This window comes from Rhodococcus sp. WB9 (genome assembly GCF_007558985.1).
GTDB lineage: Bacteria > Actinomycetota > Actinomycetes > Mycobacteriales > Mycobacteriaceae > Rhodococcus_F > Rhodococcus_F opacus.
Window position 1 is genome coordinate 5,139,551 of sequence record NZ_CP041769.1, and the last position, 26,738, is coordinate 5,166,288.

Consider the following 26,738-nt stretch of genomic DNA (forward strand, 5'->3'; position numbering starts at 1 on the left):
ATGATCGGTGTCGTGATGACCGCGTTCGCGGTGCTCGGGCTCCTGACCGTCCTTCCGGGTCCGGACATGGCGGTGGTGACGCGCGCCGGCCTGTCCGGTGGACGCGGCGCCGCGCTGCGAGCGACGTTCGGCGTGGTCGCCGGGTTGATGGTGTGGGGCGCGCTGACCGTCGTCGGGCTCGGCGCGGTGCTCGCCGCTTCCGCGGAGGCCTACACCGTCGTGAAGATCGTCGGCGGGATGTACCTGGTGTATCTGGGCCTCTCCACCCTCTGGCGCAGCCGGTTGCGACAACGCACCGCCGCGCCCGGACCGGCACAGGTTCCGTCGCCGGGGTCGAGTTGGCGGGCCGGGTTCCTGACCAACCTCCTGAACCCGAAGATCGCAGTGTTCTACACCGGCCTGCTCCCCCAGCTCGTTCCGCCCGGGGGGCCGACCGCCCCGACCCTGGCGTTGCTCGTGCTCGTTCACGGGCTCCTCGGGATCGTCTGGCTCGGCGCGTACAGCCTTCTGCTGACCCGTGCCCGCACCACGCTGGAGAAGCCGTCGGTGCGACGGGTCCTGGATCGGATCACCGGAACGGTCCTCTTCGGTTTCGGCGCCGTCGTCTTCGCCGAGGCGCGGTAGGGCCGAGGTCAGTTCCGGGAACCGCTGGAAGTCACCGAGCTGCCGCCGAGCAGAATCGTGCTGATCAGATTCGGGTCGTCGGTCATCGGGACGTGCCCGATGCCGGGCAGGATCAGTATCCGCGCCTGCGGGAGGAATCGGCGCACCCCCCGTGCCTGATACACCGGCAGAATCAGGTCGCGGCGCCCCCACGCCACGGTGACCGGAACCGTCGCGTCGACGACCGGCGGAAGATCGAACGACGCCGTCATCCCCTTGTCGACCAGGGCGTTGGTGGTGAGCGAGTGCGCGTCGACCACGGCATCCTCGTACGGCACCCGGCTGGGCCGTGCGAAGAAGGCGGCAAGCGAGGGATAGCGGACAGCCTTGTACCGCAAAGCCTTCGGAGCGTTCGGACCCATTGCCCGGGCGAGTCCGCGCAGGGCTCGGAACGTGTAGATGGTGCGGGCCTGATCGGCGTGGTTGACGAAGAAGCCGGCCGGTGAGAGCGCCGTGGCCGACGCGACCTCGCCCCTGGCCGCCAGCGCGAGGGACAGCCAGCCTCCGAGCGAGTTTCCGGCGACGTGGGGCCGTTCGCCGGGCGGCGTCACCGAGCGGACGAACCCGCTCAGTTCCTCGAGGAGTTGATCCATCATGTCCGGGCCGTCTTCGAGTGCCGCCGATTCTCCATGTCCCGGAAGGTCGACGGTGACCACTCGGCGATAGGACGTCAACTGGTCCAGCAGGGCGTTCCAGGCCTGCCGGCGATGCACCACCCCGTGCACGAGTATCAGGGTGGGGCCGGAGCCGGCGATGTCGTGGGGCAAGTCCATGGACAGATGTTACCGCTATCACGAGTAACATCTACTGCCGCCGATAGAGGGGCCCCATCGCCCACGGACGTGGGCGACGGGCCCCGGCATCGACCCCGATTCGGGTCAGTCGGGCCGTTGCGGGAAAGATGCTAACCGGTCTGTTTGTTACTCGCCAGTCAGGATCGAGACCTCGCCGACCGGCGCAACGGGTGAGGCGGACGAGTTGGCGTGTAAGCCGGATCCTGTCCCCGAGCGCCGAAGCGCCGGGTGGCGACCATCCATCTGGGCACACCGTCGCCGGGTACCTCGAGCGGTTCACCCGCAGGCTCGGGCGAGCAGCCCTCGGACACCTGCGCAGCCGCACCGGGATCCCGGAGGATCCGGTGCGGCCTTCAACCTTGCTCCGGGCGGGGTTTACCTAGCCACCCCGGTCACCCGGGGTGCTGGTGCGCTCTTACCGCACCGTTTCACCCTGACCGACGCCTCACCCCGGAGGATGTGGCGTCGGCGGTCTGTTTTCTGTGGCACTGTCCCGCGAGTCACCTCGGGTTGCCGTTAACAACCGCCCTGCTCTGTGGAGTCCGGACTTTCCTCGACTCAGGGCCTGTGCACTGATGTGCTGGTTCCCTGTGCCGCGGTCGCCCGGCCAACTCGTCCGCCCGATCAGCCTACAGTTCGCGCGAACGTGTCATGCCGCCGCACTATGGTCTGATCATGACCCGATACGCCGCCCTCCTGCGCGGCATCAATGTGGGCGGCATCAACATCAAGATGGCCGACCTCCGCAGCACCTTCGTCGATCTGGGATTCGAGAACGTGAAGACCGTCCTCGCGTCGGGCAACGTGCTGTTCGATTCCGACCGTGACGACGTCACCGCACTGAAGAGTGAGATCGAATCCGGGCTGCGTGCCGAATTCCACTACGAAGCCTGGGTTTTCGTCCTCGACCTCGACACGGTTCGACAGATCGTCGACGACTACCCGTTCGACCCCGAGCGAGAAGGCTGGCACCCGTACGTGCTGGTGACGCCCGAACCCGAGGTCCTGGACACCCTTCTGAGCATCGGGGACGAGCTGGATCCGGAGGTCGAACGAGTGCAGGCCGGCGACGGCGTCCTGTACTGGGAAGTCGAACGGGGTATGACACTCAAGAGCAGGTTCGGCAAGAGCACCGGCGCTCCCAAGCTCAAGGCGTTCACCACGACCCGGAATCTGCGCACCCTCCACAAACTCCTGACGTGACCCGTCGGTGACAGTTCTGGCGGTGGCGCTCGTCACCGGAGTCCTCGTCTTCGCGGTCGTGCGTCCACGGAGGCTGCCCGAGATCGTCGCGGCCGCACCGGCCGCGGTCGTCGTCCTCGCCACCGGTCTGGTGACGCCGGCGGAGGCCTGGGACGAAGTGTCGGAGATGGCTCCGACCGTCGGGTTCCTGGCGGCGATCCTCGTCCTTGCGCACCTCGCGGACGCCATGGGGGTGTTCACCTGGATCGCGGGCCGGTTGCGGCGCGGGGCGCGGGGGGATCCGAAAAGGTTGCTGACTCTCGTGTTCGCGGCGGCGGCGCTGACCACCGCGGTCCTGAGCCTCGATGCCACGGTGGTCCTGCTGACACCGGCGGTGATCGCCACCGCCCGCTCGCTGCGGATGGATCCGCGCCCCCATTCGTATGCCACCGCGCACCTGTCGAACACCGCGTCGACCCTGCTGCCCGTCTCCAATCTGACGAACCTCATCGCGTTCTCGGCGACCGGGTTGAGCTTCCTGCATTTCACCGCCGTGATGGCGCTGCCGTGGGCCGTGGCGATCCTCGTCGAACTGATTCTGTTCCGCGTGTTCTTCCGGCGGCACCTCGTCCGGCCCGAAGCCGAGCCGGAGCCGAAACGTGACCCGCCGGCGCCGGTAGTCGCACTGTCGATCATCGCGGCCACACTCCTGGGGTTCGCGGTGTCCGGCTTCGTCGGGGTCGCACCGGCGTGGGTGGCCGCGGCGGGGGCGATCGTGCTGGGCGTCGTCGCCCTGCGCGACGGCCGGACCAGCGTGGGCCGGATCGTGTATTCGATCGACGTGTGGTTCTGCGGGTTCGTCCTGATCCTCGGCGTCGTCGTGGCCGGGGTCGCGAACGGTCCGATCGGCGAATGGATCGCCACGCGACTGCCGACCGACACGTCGTTCACGGCGTTGCTCACGATGGCCGTCGTCGCCGCGGTCGCCGCGAACCTGGTGAACAACCTCCCCGCCACGCTGCTCCTGCTGGCAGCGCTCGGACCGCACGCTCCGACCGGACTCGTGCTGGCGATGCTGCTCGGTGTGAACCTCGGCCCCAACCTCACGTACGTGGGGTCGCTGGCGATCATGCTGTGGCGGCGCGTCGCCGCGCGCGCCGGATCTCCCGCGGATCTCCGGACGTTCACGATTCTCGCGCTGGTGACCACGCCGTTGACCCTGCTCGCCGCGGTCGTTGCCCTCTGGGCCTGTGAGTACTTGTTAACCGCCCGCGGTTAACAAGTACTCACAGGTGGGAGGTGTCGTTGACCAGGCGGACGGACGAGCCGCCGTCGGGATAGAACTCGGCGATGCTCAGCGACGCCAGATCCAGATGCAGCTTGTACAGCAGGGACGGTCCCGCGTCGAGCGCCAACTGCAACAGGGTCTTGATGGGGGTCACGTGGGTGACCACGAGGATCGTGGAGCCGGCGTAGGAGGCGGTGAGGTCGTCGCGGACCTTCAGGATGCGCTCCCGCACCTCGTCGAAGCTCTCCCCCGCGGGCGGGCACACCGACGTGTCCGACAACCACTTGCGGTGCAGTTCGGGGTCGCGCTCGGCAGCTTCCCGGAACGTGAGGCCCTCCCACTCGCCGAAGTCGGTTTCGGTGAGGCCCTCGTGCACGGTGACCGGGAGTCCGAGCACCTTCGCCGCCGCCGTCGCGGTCTGCTGCGCGCGTCCCAGCGGGGACGACACCACGGCCGCGATTCCGCTGTTGCCTGCAAGGCGAGCGGCCGCGCCGTTCGCCTGGGCCTGCCCGATCTCGGTGAGGGCCGGGTTCCCGCGACCCGAGTACCGCCGGTCGACGGACAGCGCGGTCTGCCCGTGCCGGAGCAGCAGCATCCGGGTCGGGGCGCCCGTCGTGTCCATCCAGCCCGGTGCCGCGGGGGTGGCCTTCTCCGACTGGGCAGCCGGTTCCGGATCGGCGTCGGAATCGCCGGCGGCGCCGTCCATGGCTTCGTTGGCGAGGCGGTCGGCGTGCGCGTTCTCCGCCCGCGGAATCCAGGTGTACGTCACGGAATCGAACTGCCGGGCGAGTGTGGACGCCTGGCGCTGCAGCGGAATCATGTCCGGGTGCTTCACCTTCCAGCGCCCGGACATCTGCTCGACCACCAGTTTGGAGTCCATCCGCACGTCCACCTCGGACGCGCCGAGTTCGGCGGCGGCGTCGAGACCGGCGATCAGGCCCCGGTACTCGGCAACGTTGTTGGTGGCGATCCCGAGGCTCTCCTTGCGCTCCGCGAGAACGGTGCCGTGGGTGGCGTCGAACACCACGGCGCCGTAACCGGCGGGTCCGGGATTGCCGCGCGAACCACCGTCGGCCTCGACGACGACCCGACCGGCACTCACAGACCCGACTCCTTCGTGCGCACCAGGATCGCGCCGCATTCCGAGCAGCGCACGACGACGTCGGGTGCGGTGGCGGTGATGCGGGAGATCTCGCCGCGGTCGAGTTCGATGCGGCACGCTCCGCAGCGCCGCGCCTGCAGCAGCGCCGCTCCGACACCGTTCTGGCTGCGCTGCTTCTCGTAGACGGCGATCAGGTCGGCGGGGAACTGGTCGGCCAGCGCCGTGCGGTCGCGGATGCAGCGCTGCTCGGCGGCGTCCAGATCCGCGACGGCGTCGTCCCGGCGGCGGGCGGCGTCGATGAGGTCTTCCTCGATCTGCGACAACTGCGCACCGGCGTGGTCGTGGTCGGACTGCGACGCCTCGCGCCGTTCCATCACCTCGAGCAATTCGTCCTCGAGCAGTCCCTGACGGCGGACGAGGCTGCCGAGTTCGTGTTCGAGTTCGGTGAGCTGCTTCGATCCGACCGTTCCGCTCTGGAGCAGTGTGCGGTCGCGGTCCTCGCGCTGACGGACGGCGTCGACCTCACCTTCGAGCTTGCGGATGTCGCGGTCGAGATCGTCGAGGACGATCTCGACGGCCACCGCCGCGTCCTTACGGGTGACGCGCTCCGCCTCGAGCCGCTCGACTTCCTGACGCTCCGGAAGCGCGGTGCGTCGGTGGGCGATCCTGGACAGCTCCGCATCGACGCCGGCGAGGTCGAGAAGCTTGGACTGCACCTGTGGTTCGACGTTCACGCGTGGTAACTCCTGCTGTCTTCTGTGAAGGGTTCTTGTGTGCAGATTGCTGGGTGTCAACCGTACCCCGGCGGATCACCGGTTTCGGCCGGACGGCGCTACGACGGCGACGCGCTGACCGACCACGGATCGGTCCGTACGGCCGACACCCGAACCTGCCAATCCGGTGTCTGGCCGAACGCGGTGTCGAGGACACCCTTGGCCTGGTCACACCACGGCTGCTCGCTCGCCCAGTGCGCGACGTCGATCAGGGCCGGCCCCCCGGCGCGCAGGTGCTCGTCTGCCGGGTGGTGTCGCAGATCGGCGGTGACGTAGGCGTCCACGCCGAGTCGGGAGACGGCGTCGAGGTACGAGTCGCCGGAGCCGCCGCACACCGCGACGGTGCGGATCATCGCTTCGGGGTCGCCCGCGGCCCGCACACCCCACGTCGTGGCGGGCAGCGCGTCCGCCACCCGGTCGGTGAAGTCCCGCAGCGACAGCGGCTCGGGCAGCTCCCCGACCCGCCCGAGTCCGCGGGGTCCGGGGAACGTCGCCATCTCGAACACGTCGAACGCGACCTCCTCGTACGGATGGGCGGCGCGCATCGCGGCGAGCACGTTCTGCCGGATGCCGCGCGGAGCGATCACCTCCACCCGGCTCTCCTCGACACGTTCGAGCGCACCGACCGCGCCGAGGGTGGGGTTCGCGCCGTCGGTCGGGAGGAACTGGCCCTGCCCAGTGACGGACCAGCTGCAGTCGCGGTAGTTGCCGATGTGCCCGGCGCCCGCGTCGAACAGGGCGCGGCGCACCGTGTCGGCGTCGCCCGCCGGGACCAGGACGACCCACTTGTCCAGGTTCTCGGTGGGGTGCGGGTCGATCGGTCCGGTGACGGTCAGTCCGAGTGCCGCGGCCAGGGCGTCGGAGACGCCGGGGTCCGCGGAGTCGGCGTTGGTGTGCGCGGTGAACAGGGCGCATCCGGCCTTGATCAGCTTGTGGACGAGTGCGCCCTTCGGCGTGTGGGCGCCGACGGTGTCGACGCCGCGCAGCAGCAGCGGGTGGTGGACGAGGAGAAGGTCGGCGCCGGCGTCGATCGCCTCGTCGACCACCGCGGCGGTCGGATCGACCGCGATCGTCACCGTCGCCACCGTGTCGTCGGGGTCGCCACACACGAGGCCGACGGAGTCCCACGATTCGGCGAGGGCGGGCGGGTACGCCGCATCCAGGGTCGCGATCACGTCGGCGAGACGCACCGGGTTCACAGGATCTCCTTCATCGCGTCGATCAGGACGTCGGCCTGCTCGCGGGGGCGCACCGCGACCCGGAGGAACTCGGGACCGAGCCCGGGGAACGTGTCGCACCGCCGCACGGCGATGCCCCGTTCGCGCAGTTGCTTCCGCACGAGTTCGCCGTCCGGCAGTCGGAGCAGCAGGAACGGGGCGACGGCAGGCTGGTGCACGGCGACGCCGATCTCGCTCAGCCGACGGATCAGGTAGTCCCGCCACGCACCCAGCACGCCGGCGTGCTCCCGGGCGGCGGCGACAGCGTCCGGTTCGCTGCATGCGGCGATCGCCTCCACCTGCAGGCTTCCCAGTGGCCAGTGCGCCCGCCCCACCTGCAGGCGTTCGAGGATCTCCGGGGAGCCGAGCGCGTACCCGCAGCGCAGTCCGGCCAGTGCCCACGTCTTGGTGAGGCTGCGCAGCACCAGCACGTCGGGCAGCGAACGACCGGCGAGCGACTCGACCTCGCCCGGCACCGCGTCGGCGAACGCCTCGTCGACCACGACGATCCGGCCGGGGCGGCGCAGCCGCAGGATCTCCTCCGCCGGGTGCAGCACCGACGTCGGGTTGGTCGGGTTGCCGATCACGACCAGGTCGGCGGATTCGGGGACCGAAGCGGCGTCCAGAACGTACGGATCGCCCAGCAGCACCTGCGTGACGGGCACGTTCGCCTCCCGCAGGGCCCACTCCGGTTCCGTGAACGACGGATGGATCAGCGCCGCCTGCCGGACCCCGAGCCGTGGGAGCAGGGAGAAGCCCTCGGCCCCACCCGACAGGAGTAGCACCTCGTCGGGCGAGCGGCCGTGCCGGGAGGCCACGGCGGTCCGGGCGGCGCGATCGGCCGCGACGGTCGGATAGGAGCCCAGGCGCGGCAACGCGTCCGCGAGGCGCAGTCGCAGCCATTCAGGGGGCCCGTCGCCCTGCACGTTCACTGCGAAATCGAGGAGACCGGGTCCCGCATCCACGTCTCCGTGGTGACGCAAGCTCTCCCGGCTACCGGCACGAATGTCCACAGCTGTCGAGCCTAAGGGACAATGGTCCGGTGACATCTCTCTCCACCTCCCCGTCCTCCGCCCCTTCTGCCCTGTCGGCGCCGATCGTGCTGTTCGACCTCGACGGCACGCTCACCGACTCCGCGCCCGGCATTCACGCCGGGTTCCGTCATGCGCTCGCGACGATCGGACAGCCGGAACCGACCGACGAGATGATCGACGCCGTCATCGGCCCGCCGATGATCGACACGTTCCGGTCGATGGGGCTGGACGAAGACGTCGTGCAGCAGGCGATCGCGGCCTACTTCGAGCGCTACGACAGCGTGGGGTGGGCGGAGAACGCCGTCTTCGACGGCATCGAGAAGGTCCTCGTCGATGCCCGCGACAGCGGCAGAAGGCTCGCCGTCGCCACGTCGAAGTCCGAGCGGTTCGCGATCCGCATCCTCGAACACTTCGAACTGGCCCACTACTTCGAGTTCATCGGCGGCGCCAGCGACGACGGCAGGCGGCGCGCCAAGTCGGACGTGATCGCCCACTCCCTCCGGAACCTGGGAGTCACCGCCACCGAGGGCGCCACCCCCGACGTCCTGATGGTCGGCGACCGTGACCACGACGTCCTCGGTGCCGCGCACTGGGGCATCCCCGCGGTGTTCGTCGAGTGGGGCTACGGTTTCCCGGCCGAGGCCGAGCGCGCGCACACGACGGCGCAGACCGTCGCCCACCTCGGGAAGATGCTCGATGCCGCAGCCTGACACCCCGTTGCACGTGACGTTCGTGTGCACCGGAAACATCTGCCGCTCCCCGATGGCCGAGAAGATCTTCGCCGAGCACCTCCGCCGGGAAGCCCTCGACGACCGGGTGATGGTGAGCAGCGCCGGGACCCACGGCTGGCACGTCGGCCGGGAGGCCGACATCCGCACCAACGAAACCCTGAAGCTGAACGGGTACCCGACGGGCCACACGGCCGCGGAGGTCGGGCCGTTCCATCTCGGCGCCGATCTGGTGGTCGCGCTCGCGGCGAATCACGACCGTGAGCTTGCCCACATGGGCGTCCCCGACGAGCGTCGCCGGTTGCTGCGCAGTTTCGACCCGGATGCGGACACGTCGTCCGTCCCCGACCCCTTCTACGGCGACCTCGAGGACTTCGAACGGGTCCGCCTGCAGATCGAGGCCGCGGTGCCCGGGCTGCTCGACTGGGTGCGCAGCCGGTAACCCACGATCAGGGTCCTCACCTGCGAGCGGCTACCGTGGAGGCGTGCGAAGGCTGAGATTTCTGTTGCGACCCGGCTGGTTGGTGTTGGCCTTGGTGGTCGCCGGATTCGCATTCATGTGTTTCTACGTGCTCGCGCCGTGGCAGCTCGGCAAGAACACGTCGACGGAGCACCGGAACCAGCTGATCGCCGACTCGGTCGACGCCGACCCCGTTCCGCTGGAGACCCTGCTGTCCGGCGCGGCCCCGAATCCGGACGACGAGTGGCGCCGCGTCACCACGACCGGCTCGTACGTCCAGAACAGTGATCTGCTGGTCCGATTGCGGTCCATCGAATCGCAGCCTGCCTACGAGGTCCTGACCCCGCTGCAACTGACGGACGGTCGCACGATCCTGGTCAACCGCGGCTACGTCCGACCGGTCCAGGGAACCGAGCCGCCGCCGGTGGATCCGCCACCGGCCGGGCCGGTGACACTCGACGGTCGCGTCCGCAAGTCGGAGGGCACCATCGCCGGCAAGGAGCCGATCGACGAGAACGGGCTCCGCCAGGTGTATTACATCGACGCGGGTCAGATCGGCAGTTTCATCGGCACCGACCTCGTCGACGCGTACGTGCAACTCGAACCCGATCAGCCCGGCGGCCTCGGGACCATCCCGCTCCCGCAACTCGACGCGGGCCCGTACTTGTCGTACGGCTTGCAGTGGCTGGCGTTCGGCATCATGGCCCCACTCGGCCTGGCCTACTTCATCCGCGCGGAGTGGCGCGAACGCCGCAAGGAGAAGTCCGCGAAGACCTCCGAGGACTCCGCTCCGGCTCCCGCACCGGTGGCCCGGAAGAAGCCGTTCACCCGAAGCAAGCCGGTGGAATCAACGCCTCGGACGGCGGCGGAAGCGAAGCTGGCCGACCGCTACGGCAAGGGCCGCTGACACCAGCGCCGCGCCGCCCTGCACCGCGGCGGACAGCTTCACCGCACGGTCGAGGTCGACGGGCCGGGGCGACGCCCCGGAGCCGAGGACGGGTCGCATCTCGACGCCGTGCGCGTACTCGGTGCGCCCGCCCAGCGAGATCCCGAGTGCGCCCGCCGCGCTGGCCTCCGCGACACCCGCGTTGGGGCTGGGGTGCTGGGACGCGTCGCGTCGCCACGCCTCCCACGCCTCGTTCGGCGACCCGCCGACCGTCGGTGCGGCCGCGACGGTCAGCGCACCCGTCAGGCGGGCGGGCAGCAGGTTGAGGACGTCGTCCCACCGCGCCGCCGCCCAGCCGAAGTTGCGGTACTTCGGCGAGCGGTACCCGACCATCGCGTCCAGGGTGTTGGACGCCCGGTAGACGAACAGTCCGGGGATGCCTGCCACCGCGCCCCACACGAATGCCCCGACCGCCGAGTCGGACGTGTTCTCGGCCAACGACTCCAGCGTCGCCCGCGTGAGCCCGTGGACGCCGAGCACGCTGGGATCGCGACCGCACAGCGACGGCAGCAGGGAGCGGGCGGCGGCAAGATCGTCCGCCTCCAGGTGTGCGGCCATGGTCGATCCGGTCCGTCCCAGCGACGTTCCGCCGAGCACGGCCCACGTCGCGGCGGCCGTAACGGCCGCCTCGCCTGCCCATCCCCCGCGCCGCGCCACCCGCGTCGCGGCGACCCCCAGACCCGCCGCTCCGCCGACCAGGACGGCCACGTGCAGGATCCCGGCCGACCGGGAGTCGCGGTACGTCGCCTTCTCCAATGCCATTGCCGTGCGGCCGAATCCGGCCACGGGATGCCACCGGGCAGGATCGGCGAACACACGGTCGGCGGCGAAGCCGAGAAGCAGTCCGGCAGCACGCGCGGTGGCGGGACGGGAGGTTCGATGCACGCCGATATTTGTATCAACTAACGTTGCAGGCGATGTAAAGGAGCGTCCCATGAGTGCCGCGATCGACAAGTACCTGGCAGGCAAGGACCCGGACGCCACCGAGCGCCTACTGCAGTTCCGTGACCTCGTTCTCGCGTGCGGGGAGGTGGACGAGCGAGTCCACCGGACCGAGATCGCGTGGGCTCGTGCCCGCGTCTTCGCTGCCGCGTTCATCTATTCGTCGCGGCTCGAGATCGCCCTCGACCTGCGCCGGCGCGTCCATCACCCCCAGCTGCGCGAGGCGTTTCCCACCACGAAGACGGTGATCACGCACCGCTTGACGATCACCTCCGACGATCAGCTCGACGACACGCTGGCCGCGCTCCTCGCGGAGGCCTACGACACCGTGGGTCCGGGCACTCGCGCGCGCTAGCCGGGTGGACAATTGCGCACCGATTCGCCGGAAACCCGCGCAATACGGAAGTTGTCAACCTGTCTGAGACAGGTCGTGGTTGATATTGATTCCTGTCAATTGGGGTAGTTCCGGCGCTCGGGGGCGGCGACGGAACCGTTCGGGATATTCGGTCCAGATCCGGTCGAGCCGGTCCTGACGGTGCAAACGGGTCTCGGTGGCGGTGCCGAAGAACACCGCCGCCGGTGTGTGCCGACTCAGACCGCTGTGCCGGTGCTCGGTGGCATACCGGTGCAGGAACTGCTCGGTCCACTGCCGGGCGTGGTCGATGCTGTCGAACCGGTCCGGGCAGCTCAGGTCGTACTTGAGTGTTTTGAACAGCGATTCGGAGAACGGGTTGTCGTCACTGACCCGCGGCCGCGAATACGACGCGGACACCCCCGCCGACTCGAGGGCATCGAGGAGCCCGGTCGAGCGCATCGATGCCCCGTTATCGGCATGCAACACCAGCGGCGCTCCGAACTTCTCGAACGCGGCAGCGAACATCAGCACCGCCAGCTGTGTCGTTTCGGCGTACTCGATCCGCCACGCCACCGGGTAACGGGAGAAGACGTCGATCGCCAGATACAGCAAGTACCGGTCCTGCTTACGCGGCCCTTGAAGCATCGTGATGTCCCAAGACCACAACTGACCCACTTGCGCGGCCGCCACGACCGGCTTCGGTCTCGCAGTGCTTCCGCCGCGGCGGGTGCGCCGGCGATCCCCGGTCAGATTCTGCGACCGGGCGACCCGGTCGAACGTCCGCTCCGAGCAGGCCACCAAGCCCGCATCAAACGAACGCCAATATGTTTGCACCACAGACCGATCCGCGTTCTCCTCGGCGAGCAGCAGGTCGATGATCACCCGCCGCTCGGTCGCCGACAACGCCGCCGGTTGCCGGCGATCGATGTGCGGGATCGGCTCCTCGACCGGTCGGTAGTGCTGGTAATTGTGGGCCAGCCGGTAGTAACTCGACCGGGCCAGACCAAGCAGGGCACTCGCCCGGGCGACAGGCATACCGGCCTGCCCGTGGAGGGCGGTGACCGTGTCGATCAGGACAGACTTCTGCGTTCGAGCCACTGCGCGTACTCGCTCGCGCTCATCAGGGCCGGCGGGATCTCCGTCGTATCTTCCGTCGAGCGCTCGGTGATCCCCTGCAAGAGCTCGAATGCTTTTCCCAGAATCTGCTGCGCGGCCTCGGCCTGGACCACTTTCTCCTTGAGCCGTTCGTTCTCCGCGCGGAGCTTGGCCACCTCCGCCCGTTCACGACTGTTCATCCGACGGCTCCTCGACTTCTCCGCTGCGGTCACCATTGATGCAGTGAATTCTCCCCGATTGCGGGCCTTGAGCCACGCCTGGACTGTGGAACGGTCGAGGTTGTTCTCCCGCATCAGCCGAGCTTTGGCTCCTCGCTCCAGGCACTCGTCCCAGCGCCGCAGGAACTCGATCCGGTAGGCCACCGGATAAGAGCGTCTGCCGGTGGGGGTTCGTCCGACCTCTGCCTCGATCACGTCATGCTCCAGCTTCCCCGCGTTCGTAGTCGGGTGTCTCACGACCATCCTGACAACGAACGAATAGCGTGTGCGTCTCACCAATCCGTCGGCAGCTGCGAACGCGCACCCGTTCCGGTCGGAATGTCGGATTCCTGAAACTCTGCTGAGTATCTCGCCAAGCGCCCTTTCCTGCGCCTACCATGGTAAATGCCGCCTCGTTCCCCCCATTCAGGGCGGCGCACGGCCCCGCCCTGCTCACATCTTCGGTGCTGACTCAACACACCCACGTGGCCCGGCGGGGTTCTGCGCGTCCGGTGAACATTCGTGTCAGGCATTGGTTTCGCCGACTGCGCCTGGGACGATCGAGAGGTGTGCAGCGACCTGACGAAGCTCGGCGACGACGAACTGCTCGCCCAGCTGGATGAGCACCGAGCCCTGCTCGGGGAGTCGATCGCGAACGACTACGGCTGCGAAACGGTCCGCGGAGTCACGAGCCGGATCACAGCATTCGAGGCCGAACTCGATCGCCGCGGCTCCGCGGTCTCGCGCGACGCAACCTGACGGGCTACGTGCGGGACGTGCGGCTCGTGGCGGGCGCGGACCAGACGCCAGTCACTCCCCCGCCCTCCTCGTAGCGGTCGATCTTCACGATGCCCGCCCCGGATTCGGTGGGCCGGTGCGTCTCGTTGACGGCCTGGAAGTCTGATTCGAAGGACTTGTCGCTCGACGTGCCGTTCCGCAGCGTCACCTTGTACCTGGGCATGTCAGGAATATGCCACTGCAGGCGAAGCTCCGGGCGATGAACAGGTTAACTCGACGAAACCTGTCGCAGCACCGCACCTGAACTGAAATGACACAAATCTGTGTCATTTCAGTCAGAACTGCTATCTTCGATACTGTGCCGTCCGACACACAGCTGATCTTCGCCGACCATGTCGGCCGCTTCTACGCGCGCCAGTACGGATTCCCGCCGATGGCGGGACGGCTGCTGGGATACCTGTTCGTCTGCGATCCGCCGCAACAGACGATCGACGAACTGGGCGCGGCGTTGCTGGCGAGCCGGAGCGCCATCACCGGGGCGGTCAAGTTGCTCGAGGGCTATCGGATGGCGCGGCGAACCCGCGTCGTCGGCGAGCGGGTGGACCGGGTGAGCCTGGACCCGGCGAATCAGCAACCGCAGAACTTCGATTCCGCCCTCCACCGGGAGCATGCGGCGCTGTTCCGGGAGGGATTGGCGTTACTGGCCGACGCTCCACCCGAACGCCGCGCCCCACTCGAGGAAATGGTCGCGCTGGCCGACTTCCTCAGCGAGCGACTTCCCGCCCTGCTGGACGAGTGGCACACGCATCGCGACGAGCTCCGGGATCGGCACACGAGGAAACTCGATCGAGAAGAGGAAGTACGTCATGACTGAATCCGACCTGTCCGTCCTGCGCGAGCGCGCGGAGAACGGTGACGCCACAGCGGTGGACATCCTGATCGAGCTCGCCGGCGAGCGCGGTGACATGGACGAACTCCGGCGCCTCGCCGACAACGGCAGCTCCGACGCGGCCGACCAGCTCATCGAAGTCGCCACCGAACTCGGCGACATGAACGAACTTCGCCGCCTCGCCGACAACGGCAACAGCACCGCCGCCGAACAGCTCATGGAACTCACCGAGGAGTGAGACGCGGTGAGCGGCAGCCGAACGCGGGCGGCGGCGCGAACACCGGCATCGAGAAAGACCCGAGCCGCGCGGAAACGCAGATCGGGGCTTTGCCTGACGGTGGGCGCGGAGGGTTTCGAACCCCCGACCGCTGGTGTGTAAAACCAGAGCTCTACCACTGAGCTACACGCCCGAACATCCGGCGAGAACCTCGCCGGATGCGCATCAGGACTCTAGCGTGGCGAGCGCTTTCTCCCAAGCTCCCTGGTCACGGGCCTCTCCGGGCCCGTTCATCTCGGCGAACCGGATGACGCCTTCCTTGTCGATGACGAAGGTGCCGCGGTTCGCGAAGCCCAGCTTCTCATTGAAGACGCCATACTGCTGCGCGACCGCACCGTGCGGCCAGAAGTCGGCGAGCAGCGGGAAGGTGTATCCCTGCTCGGCGGACCAGATCTTGTGTGTCGGCGACGCACCGACGGAGAGCGCGAGAATCGCAGTCTCGTCGTTCTCGAACTTCGGCAGTTCGTCGCGAACCTTGCAGAGTTCACCCTGACACGTTCCGGTGAACGCGAGGGGGTAGAACACGAGCAGGACGTTCTTCTTTCCGCGGTAATCGGAAAGCGTCACTTCCTGATTGTTCTGATCCTTGAGGGTGAAATCGGGGGCGGTGGTGCCCACCTCGAGCGGCATGACGTGATCCTTAGGTGAGTGAACGAAAAGGTGAGACGGTTCAGCGCTTGTTCGCGGGACGCGACTTCGGCTGAACCAGACGGCTTCCCGACCAGTCCCCGAGGTTTGCCGCCGACGTCTGGGTGAGACCCGCTGTTGGTGCGGACTCGGCGATCTCGCTGGGCTCGACGTGACCGGGCTGACCGGTCTTGGGGGTGAGGACCCACACGAATCCCTCGTCGGCCAGGGGGCCGATGGCATCCATGAGGGCGTCGACAAGGTCTCCGTCTTCGTCGCGCCACCACAGCAGCACGACGTCGATCACCTCGTCGGAATCCTCGTCCAGCAGTTCTCCACCGATGGTGTCCTCGACCGCGGCACGCAGGTCGTCGTCGGTGTCCTCGTCCCAGCCCAGTTCCTGTACCGCCATGTCAGCAGTGATCCCGAGTTTCTGAGCGTAGTTTTGGGCGTCCGCCGCGGCGACCACGGTGGGGTCCTCCTTTTGTTGACGGTGCTCGGCTACCCGAACACCTGCCGGATGAAGATCAATTAGGTGAAAGCGAACATGCTCGAACGCTTTCGCGCAAGCCGACCACGCGAATTTTTCTCAGAAAGTAGTGATGCGTGGTCATCGACCGAGCCTACGGTGCGGGAGTCACGATGTGGGGCAGGCTGCCCGAATCGCGTCGCTGAGCTCGTCTCCACGGCTGGCGAGCGTGTTCAGAATGTCGCCACGTTGCCCACCGTCGACGGCGTCCGCGAGTTCCCGATAGTTGTTCGCGTAATCGGTGAGCAATCCGGTCAGCTCGGCGGGAAGCGTGGGTGTGGCGGCGTTCGCACCGTCGGCCGCCGCCCGAAGGGCCACCGCCGCGGCGCTCGCCTTCGCGCCGGTGTCGGCGGCATCGGCGTTGGCGGCGTCGATGAAGGCGTTGTAGGTGTCGATGGTGTCGCCGGCACGGTTCACGAACATCGTGCACTGTTCCACGAGCGCCTCCCGCTCGGCTGCGGCCTTCTGCGAGGACGACGCGGCCACCGACGAGGACGTCGCCTCCGCGGCGTACTCCGCGGCCTGAGAATCGTTCTGCTGCGCGGTCCCCTCGATGGCGCCGCCGCATCCGGCGACGACGCCCACACCGACGATCGCCGCGACGGCAGCACCCGCCGACCCCCAGCGGCGCCTCGACGTGCGCATTCGTCTCCCCCATGTTTTCGGCGACATCGATAAGTTCAACATTCGGCCCCGGATCTGCGCAAACGCTACCGAAGAGTAACCCGAGCACAGTGTGCCGACTGCGCCGCGATGGTGAAAGATAAGGGTCGCGCCATATTCATAAAGGAGATGGGTCGGGCCTAACAAGGCCGCGATCGCATGGAGAGGACGCCACACCGCGCGTCCCACCACAATGAGGAGCAACGTTGTCAGACCTGATCCAGGGACCCGCGTCTCAACCGGATTCCGCCACACCCGGCGCCGGAGCGGCCCAACCTTCCAACCCCAGTGCGACCCCGGGTTCCGACGGCCGCGTTCGCGTCATCCGTGAGGGTGTTGCGTCTTATCTGCCGGATATCGACCCGGACGAGACCACGGAGTGGTTGGAATCGTTCGATGGACTGTTGGACCGGTCCGGACCGACTCGTGCCCGGTATCTGATGTTGCGGATGCTCGAGCGGGCCGGGGAGAAGCACGTCGCGTTGCCGGCGTTGACGTCGACCGATTATGTGAACACCATCCCGACGGAGAACGAGCCGTGGTTCCCCGGTGATGAGGAGACCGAGCGCCGGTATCGGGCGTTCATCCGGTGGAACGCGGCGGTGATGGTGACCCGGGCGCAGCGGCCGGGGGTCGGGGTCGGTGGCCACATCTCGACGTATGCGTCGTCGGCGGCGCTGTACGAGGTGGGGTTCAACCACTTCTTCCGCGGCAAGGATCATCCCGGTGGTGGGGATCAGATCTTCATCCAGGGGCATGCCTCGCCGGGCATCTATGCCCGCGCGTTCCTGGAGGGGCGGATCCCGGCGGAGCGGATGGACGGGTTCCGGCAGGAACACTCGCACGCCGACGAGGGCGGCGGGTTGCCGTCGTACCCGCACCCGCGGCTGCTGCCGGATTTCTGGGAATTCCCGACCGTGTCGATGGGGTTGGGCCCGATGAACGCGATCTACCAGGCCCGGTTCAACCACTACCTGCACGACCGCGGCATCAAGGACACCTCCGACCAGCACGTGTGGGCGTTTCTGGGTGACGGGGAGATGGACGAACCCGAATCGCGGGGTCTGGCGCATGTCGCGGCCACCGAGGGTTTGGACAACCTGACGTTCGTGGTGAACTGCAACCTGCAGCGCCTCGACGGCCCGGTCCGCGGCAACGGCAAGATCATCCAGGAGTTGGAGTCGTTCTTCCGCGGCGCCGGCTGGAACGTGATCAAGGTGGTCTGGGGCCGCGAGTGGGACGCGTTGTTGCACGCGGACCGCGACGGTGCCCTGGTCAACCTGATGAACGTCACCCCGGACGGTGACTACCAGACCTACAAGGCCAACGACGGCGGGTACGTGCGGGAGCACTTCTTCGGCCGGGATCCGCGGACGAAGGAACTGGTCGCGAACCTGTCCGATCAGGACATCTGGAACCTCAAGCGCGGCGGCCACGATTACCGCAAGATCTACGCCGCGTATGCGGCGGCGATGGCGCACAAGGGGCAGCCGACGGTGATCCTGGCGCACACCATCAAGGGCTACACCCTGGGGAAGCACTTCGAGGGCCGCAACGCCACCCACCAGATGAAGAAGCTGACCCTCGACGATCTGAAGAATTTCCGGGACCTGCAGCGGATCCCGATCTCCGACGCCGAGTTGGAGAAGGACCCGAAGATGCCGCCGTACTACCACCCCGGCCCCGATGCCCCGGAAATCCGGTACATGCTCGACCGGCGGCGGGCGCTCGGTGGGTTCCTGCCGCAGCGCCGCACCAGCCCGGCACCGTTGCCGCAGCCGGCGGACTCGACCTACGACGTGGTCCGCAAGGGCTCCGGCAAGCAGCAGGTCGCGACCACCATGGCGTTGGTGCGGATCATGAAGGAGCTGTTGCGGGACAAGGAGATCGGCAAGCGGATCGTGCCGATCATCCCGGACGAGGCCCGCACCTTCGGGATGGACTCCTGGTTCCCCTCGCTCAAGATCTACAACCGCAACGGCCAGCTCTACACCGCCGTGGATGCGGACCTGATGCTCGCCTACAAGGAATCGGAGATCGGGCAGATCCTGCACGAGGGCATCAACGAGGCCGGCTCGACCGCCTCGTTCACCGCGGTCGGCACCTCCTACGCCACCCACGGTGAGCCGATGATCCCGCTGTACATCTTCTACTCGATGTTCGGGTTCCAACGCACCGGCGACGGCCTCTGGGCCGCCGCCGATCAGATGGCCCGCGGCTTCGTCCTCGGCGCCACCGCCGGCCGCACCACCCTCACCGGCGAAGGTTTGCAGCACGCCGACGGGCACTCGCTGCTGCTGGCCTCGACCAACCCGGCCGCCGTCGCCTACGACCCGGCGTTCTCCTACGAGATCGCGCACATCGTCAAGGACGGGCTGCGCCGGATGTACGGCGGCACCGACGGGGTCGACGGGTTCGGTGGCGAGGACATCTTCTACTACATCACCCTCTACAACGAGCCCTACTCCCAGCCCGCCGAACCCGCCGACCTCAACGTCGACGGCCTGCTCAAGGGCATGTACCTGTTCAAAAAGTCCGAGGCCTCGGGCCCGAAGGCGCAGATTTTGGTCTCCGGTGTCACCATGCCCGAGGGGCTGCGGGCCCAGCAGCTGCTCGCCGACGAGTGGGGTGTGGCCGCCGACGTGTGGTCGGTCACCTCCTGGGGTGAACTGCGCCGCGACGGCATCGAATCGGAGCGCCAGGCGCTGCGCGACCCCGGCACCGACGCCCCGCTGCCGTACGTCACGCAGGCCCTGTCCGACGCCGCCGGCCCGTTCGTGGCGGCCTCGGACTGGATGCGCGCGGTCGCCGACCAGATCCGCCAGTGGGTCCCCGGCTCGTACACCACCCTCGGCACCGACGGGTTCGGCTTCTCCGACACCCGCCCCGCCGCCCGCCGGTACTTCAACGTCGACGCCGAATCCATCGTCGTCGCCGTGCTGTCCGCCCTCGCCGGCGAAGGCACCCTCGACCGCTCCAAGGCCGTCGAGGCCGCCAACCGGTACCGCATCGACGACGTCCGCGCCGCCGCCGTCTCGTACACGGATACCGGCAGCGCGTAACGCCGACATCCTCGCCCACCGCCGCCCGTGTGTCCGTCGGACAACACGGGCGGCGGTGGGCGTAGGTTCTTGACTATGGTCGAGCAGAGTCCGTTGGTCTCCCGCAGACGACAAACCCGGGATCCGTTGCCCGACGCACTGTTGCGTCGCGTCAAACAGTTCTCCGGTCGCCTCTCGACCGAGGCCGTCACGACGATGCAGGATCAACTGCCGTTCTTCGACGACCTCGACGCCGCTCAACGCTCCAATGTGCAGTTGCTGGTTCAGACGGCGGTCGTCAACTTCCTCGAATGGCTCAAGAATCCGGACAGTGACATCCGGTTCAGCCTGGACGCGTTCCAGGTGATTCCGCAGGATCTCGCGCGCAGGCTCACCCTCAGCCAGACGGTGGACATGGTCCGCGTGGCGATGGAGTTCTTCGAGCAGTGGCTCCCGGCGCTCGCCCGCAACGACCAGCAGCTGATCGCCCTCACCGAGGCCGTCCTCCGTTACGGTCGCGAATTGGGTTTCGCGGCCGCCTCGGTGTACGCGAGTGCCGCGGAGTCCCGCGGCGCCTGGGACACCCGGCTCGAGGCACTGGTGGTCGACGCCGTGGTCCGTGGTGACACGGGCTCGGACATGTTGTCGCGGGCGGCGACCCTCAACTGGGACGCCACCGCCCCCGCCACCGTCATCGTGGGCACTCCCCCCGAGGACGAACGGGTCTCCGTGGTCGGCACGGTCCACACCATCGCGCAGAAACACGGCCGCGCCGCCCTCGCCGTGGTGCAGGGTTCGCGGCTCGTGATGGTCGTCAGCGGCGAACTCCAGGAGGGGTCGGGGCACTCGAGCTTCATGACCGACCTGCTCGGCAAGTTCTCGGACGAGCCGGTGATCATCGGGCCGACCACGCCGACGCTGGGCGCGGCGCACTTCAGTGCCGTCGAGGCGCTCGCCGCGATGCAGGCGGTCGCCGGCTGGCGGGGAGCCCCTCGGCCCGTCCACGCCGCCGAGTTGCTACCCGAGCGCGCATTGCTCGGGGACAACGCCGCGGTCACCGCGCTGAACGATCATCTGGTCGCGCCGCTGGCGGCCGCCGGAGGTGTTCTCACCGACACTTTGGACGCATATCTCGACTGTGGAGGTGCGGTTGAGACTTGTGCCCGGCAGCTGTTTGTTCATCCAAATACTGTGCGGTATCGACTCAAGAGAATCGCCGAAGTCACCGGTCGCGATCCGACGAATCCACGGGATGCGTATGTACTCAGAGTGGCTGCCACGGTGGGTCGATTGACACATTCCCATAACGAACCCATATCACGTTTAACACCAGTCACACCCTTCCCATTCGGAGAAGCAGGGCTGTAACGAACGTCTGTCCAGATTCGATGCGAGGACCCCACGTGCAATTTTGTGGGAACCCAACAAATCCGCCGACAAAGGTTCATCCGCAACGACATCTCGCAGCACGCCGTTGACGGTGTTCTCTTGAAGAGTGATTTCGTTGCTCGCCCCGGGTCAGGGCTCTCAGACTCCCGGCATGCTCATCCCTTGGTTGGAGCTGCCGGGTTCTCATGACCGTGTCGCACTGTGGTCGAAGGCCGCCGGCCTCGACCTCGTCCGCCTCGGTACCACCGCTACAGCGGAGGAGATCACCGACACATCGGTGACTCAGCCTCTCGTCGTGGCCGCCGCACTCCTCGCCTTCGAGGAACTCGGCGCGCGTGGCCTGGTTCCCGCAGACGCCATCGCGGCCGGGCACTCGGTCGGTGAACTCGCCGCAGCCGCCGTCGCCGGAGTCCTCTCCGCCGACGACGCCGTCGCCCTCGCCGCCGTCCGCGGCGCAGAGATGGCCAAGGCCTGCGCACTCGAACCGACCGGCATGTCCGCGGTCCTCGGGGGCGACGAGGCCGAGGTGCTCGCCCGCCTCGACGAACTGGGCCTTGAGCCGGCCAACCGCAATGCGGCGGGCCAGATCGTCGCGGCAGGTCTGCTGTCGGCGCTCGAGGAACTCGCGGCCAACCCGCCGGAGAAGGCGCGGGTGCGCGCACTGCCCGTCGCAGGCGCGTTCCACACCCGGTTCATGGCTCCCGCGCAGGAGGCCGTCATCGAGGCTGCGTCCAAGATCACACCGGGTGAACCCAACCGCACTCTGCTCTCCAACGCCGACGGCGCACCGGTCGCATCCGGAGCCGACGCACTGACTAAACTGGCCGCGCAGGTAACCCGACCTGTGCGTTGGGACCTGTGCACCGCGAGCCTGCGGACCGCTCAGGTCTCCGCGATTGCGGAACTTCCACCAGCCGGAACCCTCGTCGGTATCGCCAAGCGTGAAATGCGCGGTACGCCGACTCTGGCACTCAAGACCCCGGGGGATATCTCCGCGCTAGCCGAACTGACAGAACTCGGCTAGTTTGCTGCGCGCACCTCGGTGCGTGCAGGGCCCGCAGGCGCGGCCGATGGGGACGTGCCTGCACAACTCCAGATACATCTACACCGAATCAGAAGGGAGCCACTCAGTGGCCGCCACCCAGGAAGACATCATCGCCGGACTCGCGGAGATCATCGAGGAGGTCACCGGTATTGAGCCGTCCGAGGTGACCATCGAAAAGTCTTTCGTCGACGACCTCGACATCGACTCCCTCTCCATGGTTGAGATCGCCGTCCAGACCGAGGACAAGTACGGCGTGAAGATCCCCGACGAGGATCTCGCCGGACTGCGCACCGTCGGTGACGCCGTGTCCTACATCCAGAAGCTCGAAGCAGAAGGTGGCGCCGACGCGGAGGCCGTGAAGGCGAAGCTCGAAGCTGCCAAGAACGACGAGGAGTGAGCTCAGCCGTGACTTCCGCCTCGACCAACGGGAAGCAGTTCCCCAACATCGTCGTCACCAGCCTCGCGGCCACGACGTCGATCGCTGGTGACGTGGATGCCACGTGGAAGGGCCTGTTGGCCGGCGAGAGCGGCATCGACACCATCCGGGAAGCCTTCGTCACGGAGAACGACCTTCCGGTGACGATCGGCGGCAAGCTCAAGGTGTCGCCCGACGAGTCGCTGTCCCGGGTCGAGATCCGCCGGATGAGCTTCGTCGAGCGGCTGGCTCTCGTCCTGGGCCGTCAGGTCTGGGAGAACGCCGGCAGCCCGGAGGTCGACAAGGATCGCCTCGGCGTCGTCATCGGCACCGGACTGGGCGGCGGCGAAGCTCTGATCGACGCCGTCGAGAAGATGAAGGCCGGTGGCTACCGCAAGGTGTCGCCGTTCGCCGTCCAGATGGTGATGCCCAACGGTCCGTCGGCCACCGTCGGACTCGAGCTCGGGGCCCGCGCCGGAGTGATCACTCCCGTGTCGGCCTGTTCCTCGGGTTCCGAGGCCATCGCCCATGCGTACCGCATGCTGGTGATGGGCGACGCGGACATCATCGTCGCCGGTGGTGTGGAGGGTTACCTCGACGCCGTGCCGATCGCGAGTTTCGCGATGATGCGCGCGCTGAGCACCCGCAACGACGATCCGAAAGCGGCTTCGCGGCCGTTCGACAAGGATCGTGACGGCTTCGTGTTCGGTGAGGCCGGAGCGATGATGGTCCTCGAAACCGAGGAGCACGCCAAGGCTCGCGGTGCCACCATCCACGCCCGTCTGCTGGGCGCGGGAATCACCTCCGACGGGTTCCACATCGTCGCGCCCGACCCCTCGGGTTCGGGCGCTGCGCGGGCCATGACGAGGGCGATCGAGACTGCTGGATTGACGAAGTCGGACATCCAGCACATCAACGCGCACGCCACGGCCACGCCGATCGGTGACACGGCAGAGGCGAACGCCATCAAGGCTGCCGTCGGCAACCATGCTGCGGTGTACGCACCGAAGTCCGCGTTGGGGCACTCGATCGGCGCCGTCGGTGCGCTCGAGGCGGTGCTCACGGTCCTGAGTCTGCGTGACGGAGTCATTCCGCCGACGCTGAATCTCGAGAATCAGGATCCAGAGATCGACCTGGATGTCGTCAAGGGCGAAGCCCGTTACGGCGAGATCGATTTCGCGATCAACAACTCGTTTGGTTTCGGTGGGCACAATGTCGCGCTCGCCTTCGGCCGGGTCTGACAGCCGGTCCTGCTAGATCGCGGGTGGAGACCCCTTCTCTGAAGGGGTCTCCACCCATCGACAGCCCACCCGGGCCCGCCACAAGGAGGACGCGATGACAATCTTGGCACCCGCGACTAAGTCCGATGCGTCGATCGATCCGCGCGATCCCCTTGCGCGCCTGGAGAAGCTGTTCGACGCCGGGACGGTCGTCCCACTCCATCCGCGGGACAAGTCCGGTGTTCTGGCCGCGTCCGGCAACATCGACGGTGTCCGCACCATCGCCTACTGCTCCGATGCCACCGTCATGGGCGGTGCCATGGGCGTCGAAGGCTGCAAGCACATCGTGACGGCGATCGATACCGCCCTCGAGGAAGACGCCCCGATCGTGGGTCTCTGGCACTCGGGTGGCGCGCGTCTCGCCGAGGGCGTCGAGGCCCTGCACGCCGTCGGACTGGTCTTCGAGGCCATGGTCCGCGCGTCCGGCCGCGTCCCACAGATTTCCGTCGTCCTCGGCTTCGCAGCCGGCGGTGCGGCGTACGGTCCCGCGCTGACCGACATCGTCATCATGGCGCCGGAGGCCCGCGTCTTCGTCACCGGACCGGACGTGGTCCGCAGTGTCACCGGTGAGCAGGTCGACATGGTGTCCCTCGGCGGTCCCGACACGCACACGAAGAAGTCGGGTGTCGCGCACATCGCCGCCCACGACGAGGGCGACGCCCTGCACCGGGCACGCCGCCTGGTGTCGATGTTCTGCGAACAGGGCGAGTTCGATCAGGCCGCGGCCGCGCACGGCGACACCGATCTCCGCGCGCTCATGCCCGAGTCGGCGAAGCGCGCCTACGACGTCCGTCCGATCGTTCACGAACTTCTCGACAACGTCGAGGGCGAGTCGAGTTTCGAGGAACTGCAGGGCAATTACGCCCGCAGCATCGTCACCGGTCTCGGACGCCTCGGTGGCCGCACCGTCGGAGTCATCGCCAACAACCCACTCCGCCTGGGTGGCTGCCTGAACTCGGAGAGCGCCGAGAAGTCGGCTCGGTTCGTCCGGCTGTGCAACGCATTCGGCATCCCACTCGTGGTGATCGTGGACGTGCCCGGATACCTCCCCGGTGTGAGCATGGAATGGGAAGGCGTCGTACGCCGCGGCGCGAAGCTCCTCCACGCGTTCGCCGAAGCCACCGTTCCCCGCGTGACGGTCGTGACCCGCAAGATCTACGGCGGCGCCTACATCGCCATGAACTCCCGCGCGCTCGGCGCCACCGCCGTCTACGCATGGCCCGATGCCGAGGTCGCTGTCATGGGCGCCAAGGCCGCCGTCGGCATCCTGCACAAGCGCGCCCTGGCCGCCGCGCCGGAAGAAGAGCGTGAGGCCCTGCACGAGCGTCTGGCCGTCGAACACGAGAGCATCGCCGGGGGCGTCGACCGTGCCGTCGCGATCGGGGTGGTGGACGAGGAGATCGATCCCGCCAAGACGCGCAGTGTCATCACCGCCGCCCTCGCCGCCGCTCCCGCCTGCCGCGGCGACCACAAGAACATCCCGCTGTGATCTGAGCTCTGGTCGAGAGAAGGCCCCCGCCGGTGTTGTGGCGGGGGCCTTTTCGCGTTCGTGAGCGGGGTGTCAGCCGACGTCCCGGCGCAGCCAGGTGACCTCGGCACCTTCTCCGCCGCTGCGGAACGGCTCGAGAGCCTCATCCCAGGCGGTTCCGAGTGCGTACTCCAGTTCGGCGGCGATGTCGCCCCCCGCTTGCATCAGTGCCCGCAGGCGCATCTCCCCCACGACGACATCGCCGTTCGCGCTGGTGGACCCGTGCCACAGACCCATGCCGGGCACGTGACTGTACCGTTCGCCGTCCACGCCCTCACTGGCGTCCTCGGTGACCTCGAACCGCAGCATCGGCCAGGCGCGGAGTGCGTTGACCAGGCGCGAGGCAGTGCCGACAGGCCCTACCCAGCTGGTGGTCGCGCGCAGAACGCCGTTGGAGGCCGGCTGCGAGGTCCATTTCAGGTTGGCTCGGCAGTCGAGGGTCGCGGTCAACGCCCATTCGATATGGGGGCACAACGCGGCGGGCGACGAGTGGATGTAGACAACACCAGCCGTCGCGTCCGCGAACTGATTCAATGCGCGCACTCGAGCCTCCTGCTTCGACGAGGGACGTCTTCCCCAACGGCCTCAGTCGGTGTGTGCAGCACGCTCGGTTGACCAGTGTGCCTTGTGATGCCTGTGTTGCGCCAGTGATTCGAGCAATCGGTGTGTCATCGTCCTCTGCGTTCCGCGAGGATACCGTCGCTCAGTTCGGTCCACAGGGGCTTGGCCCAGTCGCCGAAATCCCGGTCCGTCAACGCGACGCACGCCAGTCCGGCGGCGGGATCGACCCACAGGAAGGTGCCGGACTGCCCGAAGTGGCCGAACGTCTGCGGCGAGTTACCGGTGCCCGTCCAATGCGGGCTCTTGCCCGAACGGATCTCGAACCCCAGACCCCAGTCGTTGGGCCGCTGCGAGCCGTATCCGGGCAGGATTCCGTCCAGGCCGGGAAACTGCACGGATGTGGCGTCCGTGAACGTCTGAGGCGAAATGAGGGCCGGGCGGAACAGTTCCGCAGCGAACCGGCCGAGATCGCCCGCCGACGCCTGCGCTCCGTGGCCGGCGGGCCCGACGAGCGCGGACGCGCCCATCGAGAGCGGGGCGAAGACGGATTCCGCGACGTAATCGGCGAAATCGATCGACGTCTCGGCGGTGAGGAAGTCGGCGAGCACCTCGTAGCCGGCGCTCGAGTAGATTCGCTTACGCTCCGGTGCCGTCTGCACACGATTCGCGTCGAACGCGAGACCCGACGCGTGCGCCAGCAGGTGACGCACGGTCGAGCCCTCCGGACCTGCGGGCTGGTCGAGTTCGACGGCCCCCTCCTCGGTGGCCACCAGGACTGCGTACGCGCAGAGCAGTTTGGTCACCGAGGCCAGGGGGAAGGCGCGCTGCTGGTCGCCGTACTCGCCGAGCACCCCTTCGTCGCGCGACAGGACCACCGCCGCTGCGTTGTCCACGGGCCATCGGGCAATCTGATCGAGACTCTGCACCCGGTCAGCCTACGAGAGCGGCCCGCGGTCAGC

30 protein-coding genes, 1 tRNA gene and 1 other RNA gene are annotated in these 26,738 nt (G+C 67.8%); 16 read left to right on the forward strand and 16 right to left on the reverse strand.

The genetic code is table 11. From position 1 onward, the window contains the following. Entirely contained in the window at window positions 1-624 is a 624-nt protein-coding gene (locus FND50_RS23855; protein WP_144287321.1) for a LysE family translocator, read from the forward strand. Between the two features lie 8 nt (window positions 625-632). Here FND50_RS23855 and FND50_RS23860 read toward each other — a convergent pair whose 3' ends face one another. Continuing rightward, entirely contained in the window at window positions 633-1,436 is an 804-nt protein-coding gene (locus tag FND50_RS23860) for an alpha/beta fold hydrolase (protein ID WP_144287322.1), read from the reverse strand. A gap of 197 nt (window positions 1,437-1,633) precedes the next feature. Next, window positions 1,634-2,072, reverse strand: an RNA gene (rnpB, locus tag FND50_RS23865) — RNase P RNA component class A. A gap of 60 nt (window positions 2,073-2,132) precedes the next feature. On the opposite strand from rnpB, the gene FND50_RS23870 reads away from it, so the two are divergent. Beyond that, window positions 2,133-2,660, forward strand: a complete 528-nt coding sequence (locus FND50_RS23870; protein WP_186301134.1) for a DUF1697 domain-containing protein — start codon at window positions 2,133-2,135, stop codon at window positions 2,658-2,660. A 7-nt stretch (window positions 2,661-2,667) separates the two neighbouring features. Then, window positions 2,668-3,918, forward strand: a complete 1,251-nt coding sequence (locus FND50_RS23875) for an SLC13 family permease (RefSeq protein ID WP_144287324.1) — start codon at window positions 2,668-2,670, stop codon at window positions 3,916-3,918. A 7-nt stretch (window positions 3,919-3,925) separates the two neighbouring features. Here the strand turns inward: FND50_RS23875 and FND50_RS23880 are convergent, their stop codons facing one another. The 4 genes from FND50_RS23880 to cobC all read right to left on the reverse strand — a co-directional run bounded on the left by FND50_RS23880 (window position 3,926) and on the right by cobC (window position 8,032). Next, complete coding sequence (locus FND50_RS23880; RefSeq protein WP_144287325.1) at window positions 3,926-5,029, reverse strand: bifunctional RNase H/acid phosphatase; 1,104 nt, start codon at window positions 5,027-5,029, stop codon at window positions 3,926-3,928. Further along, window positions 5,026-5,763 carry a zinc ribbon domain-containing protein gene (locus FND50_RS23885; RefSeq protein WP_005254270.1) on the reverse strand — a complete coding sequence of 246 codons (738 nt, stop codon included), beginning with the start codon at window positions 5,761-5,763 and terminating at the stop codon, window positions 5,026-5,028. Before FND50_RS23885 ends, FND50_RS23880 begins: the two co-directional genes overlap by 4 nt. Window positions 5,764-5,861: 98 nt before the next feature. Continuing rightward, window positions 5,862-7,001, reverse strand: coding sequence for a Nif3-like dinuclear metal center hexameric protein (locus FND50_RS23890; protein WP_144287326.1), 1,140 nt, complete (start codon window positions 6,999-7,001; stop codon window positions 5,862-5,864). After that, complete coding sequence (cobC, locus tag FND50_RS23895; RefSeq protein ID WP_144287327.1) at window positions 6,998-8,032, reverse strand: Rv2231c family pyridoxal phosphate-dependent protein CobC; 1,035 nt, start codon at window positions 8,030-8,032, stop codon at window positions 6,998-7,000. Before cobC ends, FND50_RS23890 begins: the two co-directional genes overlap by 4 nt. A 29-nt stretch (window positions 8,033-8,061) precedes the next feature. Here cobC and FND50_RS23900 point away from each other — a divergent pair, with 29 nt between their 5' ends. The 3 genes from FND50_RS23900 to FND50_RS23910 are packed head-to-tail and all read left to right on the forward strand — an operon-like array spanning window position 8,062 to window position 10,148. After that, window positions 8,062-8,763 (forward strand): HAD-IA family hydrolase, encoded by a 702-nt coding sequence (locus tag FND50_RS23900; protein ID WP_144287328.1) that lies wholly within the window; start codon window positions 8,062-8,064, stop codon window positions 8,761-8,763. Continuing rightward, a complete protein-coding gene (locus tag FND50_RS23905) occupies window positions 8,750-9,223 on the forward strand; it encodes a low molecular weight protein-tyrosine-phosphatase (protein WP_005254274.1) in 474 nt (157 codons plus the stop codon). The genes FND50_RS23900 and FND50_RS23905 overlap by 14 nt, the downstream gene beginning before the upstream one ends. Before the next feature lie 43 nt (window positions 9,224-9,266). Further along, complete coding sequence (locus FND50_RS23910; protein ID WP_186301136.1) at window positions 9,267-10,148, forward strand: SURF1 family protein; 882 nt, start codon at window positions 9,267-9,269, stop codon at window positions 10,146-10,148. On the opposite strand, the gene FND50_RS23915 is transcribed toward FND50_RS23910, so the two are convergent. Then, a complete protein-coding gene (locus FND50_RS23915) occupies window positions 10,089-11,072 on the reverse strand; it encodes a cobalamin biosynthesis protein (protein ID WP_144287329.1) in 984 nt (327 codons plus the stop codon). The two genes, FND50_RS23910 and FND50_RS23915, sit on opposite strands and share 60 nt — an antisense overlap. Window positions 11,073-11,121: 49 nt before the next feature. Here FND50_RS23915 and FND50_RS23920 point away from each other — a divergent pair, with 49 nt between their 5' ends. Next, complete coding sequence (locus FND50_RS23920) at window positions 11,122-11,484, forward strand: DUF5655 domain-containing protein (RefSeq protein ID WP_144287330.1); 363 nt, start codon at window positions 11,122-11,124, stop codon at window positions 11,482-11,484. 54 nt (window positions 11,485-11,538) lie between these two features. Here the strand turns inward: FND50_RS23920 and FND50_RS23925 are convergent, their stop codons facing one another. Then, complete coding sequence (locus tag FND50_RS23925; RefSeq protein WP_144284433.1) at window positions 11,539-12,582, reverse strand: IS3 family transposase; 1,044 nt, start codon at window positions 12,580-12,582, stop codon at window positions 11,539-11,541. Beyond that, window positions 12,555-13,013: a hypothetical protein gene (locus FND50_RS23930; protein ID WP_186301137.1), complete on the reverse strand. Its 459-nt coding sequence runs from the start codon at window positions 13,011-13,013 to the stop codon at window positions 12,555-12,557. The genes FND50_RS23925 and FND50_RS23930 overlap by 28 nt, the downstream gene beginning before the upstream one ends. Window positions 13,014-13,319: 306 nt before the next feature. Between FND50_RS23930 and FND50_RS23935 the strand changes: the two genes are divergently transcribed. Further along, entirely contained in the window at window positions 13,320-13,556 is a 237-nt protein-coding gene (locus tag FND50_RS23935) for a hypothetical protein (protein ID WP_260850667.1), read from the forward strand. A gap of 4 nt (window positions 13,557-13,560) precedes the next feature. On the opposite strand, the gene FND50_RS23940 is transcribed toward FND50_RS23935, so the two are convergent. Then, complete coding sequence (locus tag FND50_RS23940; protein ID WP_144287331.1) at window positions 13,561-13,758, reverse strand: hypothetical protein; 198 nt, start codon at window positions 13,756-13,758, stop codon at window positions 13,561-13,563. A 135-nt stretch (window positions 13,759-13,893) separates the two neighbouring features. Here FND50_RS23940 and FND50_RS23945 point away from each other — a divergent pair, with 135 nt between their 5' ends. Next, window positions 13,894-14,409: a GbsR/MarR family transcriptional regulator gene (locus FND50_RS23945; protein ID WP_144287332.1), complete on the forward strand. Its 516-nt coding sequence runs from the start codon at window positions 13,894-13,896 to the stop codon at window positions 14,407-14,409. Continuing rightward, window positions 14,402-14,662 (forward strand): hypothetical protein, encoded by a 261-nt coding sequence (locus FND50_RS23950; RefSeq protein ID WP_007299527.1) that lies wholly within the window; start codon window positions 14,402-14,404, stop codon window positions 14,660-14,662. The genes FND50_RS23945 and FND50_RS23950 overlap by 8 nt, the downstream gene beginning before the upstream one ends. A 100-nt stretch (window positions 14,663-14,762) precedes the next feature. On the opposite strand, the gene FND50_RS23955 is transcribed toward FND50_RS23950, so the two are convergent. From FND50_RS23955 to FND50_RS23970, 4 genes are all read right to left on the reverse strand, one after another. After that, window positions 14,763-14,834: transfer RNA gene (locus FND50_RS23955), tRNA-Val, on the reverse strand. 32 nt (window positions 14,835-14,866) lie between these two features. Then, complete coding sequence (locus tag FND50_RS23960; protein WP_005247827.1) at window positions 14,867-15,331, reverse strand: peroxiredoxin; 465 nt, start codon at window positions 15,329-15,331, stop codon at window positions 14,867-14,869. 40 nt (window positions 15,332-15,371) lie between these two features. After that, a complete protein-coding gene (locus FND50_RS23965; protein WP_005247829.1) occupies window positions 15,372-15,797 on the reverse strand; it encodes a DUF3052 domain-containing protein in 426 nt (141 codons plus the stop codon). 168 nt (window positions 15,798-15,965) lie between these two features. Continuing rightward, the gene (locus tag FND50_RS23970; protein ID WP_144287333.1) at window positions 15,966-16,502 is read right to left on the reverse strand and encodes a hypothetical protein; all 537 of its coding nucleotides are present in this window, start codon (window positions 16,500-16,502) and stop codon (window positions 15,966-15,968) included. Between the two features lie 224 nt (window positions 16,503-16,726). On the opposite strand from FND50_RS23970, the gene aceE reads away from it, so the two are divergent. The 6 genes from aceE to FND50_RS24000 all read left to right on the forward strand — a co-directional run bounded on the left by aceE (window position 16,727) and on the right by FND50_RS24000 (window position 25,179). Then, window positions 16,727-19,582 (forward strand): pyruvate dehydrogenase (acetyl-transferring), homodimeric type, encoded by a 2,856-nt coding sequence (aceE, locus tag FND50_RS23975; RefSeq protein WP_144287334.1) that lies wholly within the window; start codon window positions 16,727-16,729, stop codon window positions 19,580-19,582. 75 nt (window positions 19,583-19,657) lie between these two features. Then, entirely contained in the window at window positions 19,658-20,929 is a 1,272-nt protein-coding gene (locus tag FND50_RS23980) for a CdaR family transcriptional regulator (RefSeq protein ID WP_005261202.1), read from the forward strand. Between the two features lie 127 nt (window positions 20,930-21,056). Beyond that, a complete protein-coding gene (locus tag FND50_RS23985; RefSeq protein WP_144287335.1) occupies window positions 21,057-21,974 on the forward strand; it encodes an ACP S-malonyltransferase in 918 nt (305 codons plus the stop codon). A 106-nt stretch (window positions 21,975-22,080) separates the two neighbouring features. Next, window positions 22,081-22,392 carry a meromycolate extension acyl carrier protein AcpM gene (gene acpM, locus FND50_RS23990; protein WP_005247839.1) on the forward strand — a complete coding sequence of 104 codons (312 nt, stop codon included), beginning with the start codon at window positions 22,081-22,083 and terminating at the stop codon, window positions 22,390-22,392. Window positions 22,393-22,400: 8 nt separating this feature from the next. Next, entirely contained in the window at window positions 22,401-23,651 is a 1,251-nt protein-coding gene (locus tag FND50_RS23995) for a KasA/KasB family beta-ketoacyl-ACP synthase (protein WP_144287336.1), read from the forward strand. A 94-nt stretch (window positions 23,652-23,745) separates the two neighbouring features. Continuing rightward, window positions 23,746-25,179 (forward strand): acyl-CoA carboxylase subunit beta, encoded by a 1,434-nt coding sequence (locus FND50_RS24000; RefSeq protein WP_005261204.1) that lies wholly within the window; start codon window positions 23,746-23,748, stop codon window positions 25,177-25,179. A gap of 72 nt (window positions 25,180-25,251) precedes the next feature. Here the strand turns inward: FND50_RS24000 and FND50_RS24005 are convergent, their stop codons facing one another. Next, entirely contained in the window at window positions 25,252-25,761 is a 510-nt protein-coding gene (locus FND50_RS24005; protein ID WP_005261205.1) for a DUF3145 domain-containing protein, read from the reverse strand. A 125-nt stretch (window positions 25,762-25,886) separates the two neighbouring features. Then, window positions 25,887-26,705: a serine hydrolase gene (locus tag FND50_RS24010; protein ID WP_144287337.1), complete on the reverse strand. Its 819-nt coding sequence runs from the start codon at window positions 26,703-26,705 to the stop codon at window positions 25,887-25,889. Between the last annotated feature and the right edge of the window lie 33 nt (window positions 26,706-26,738).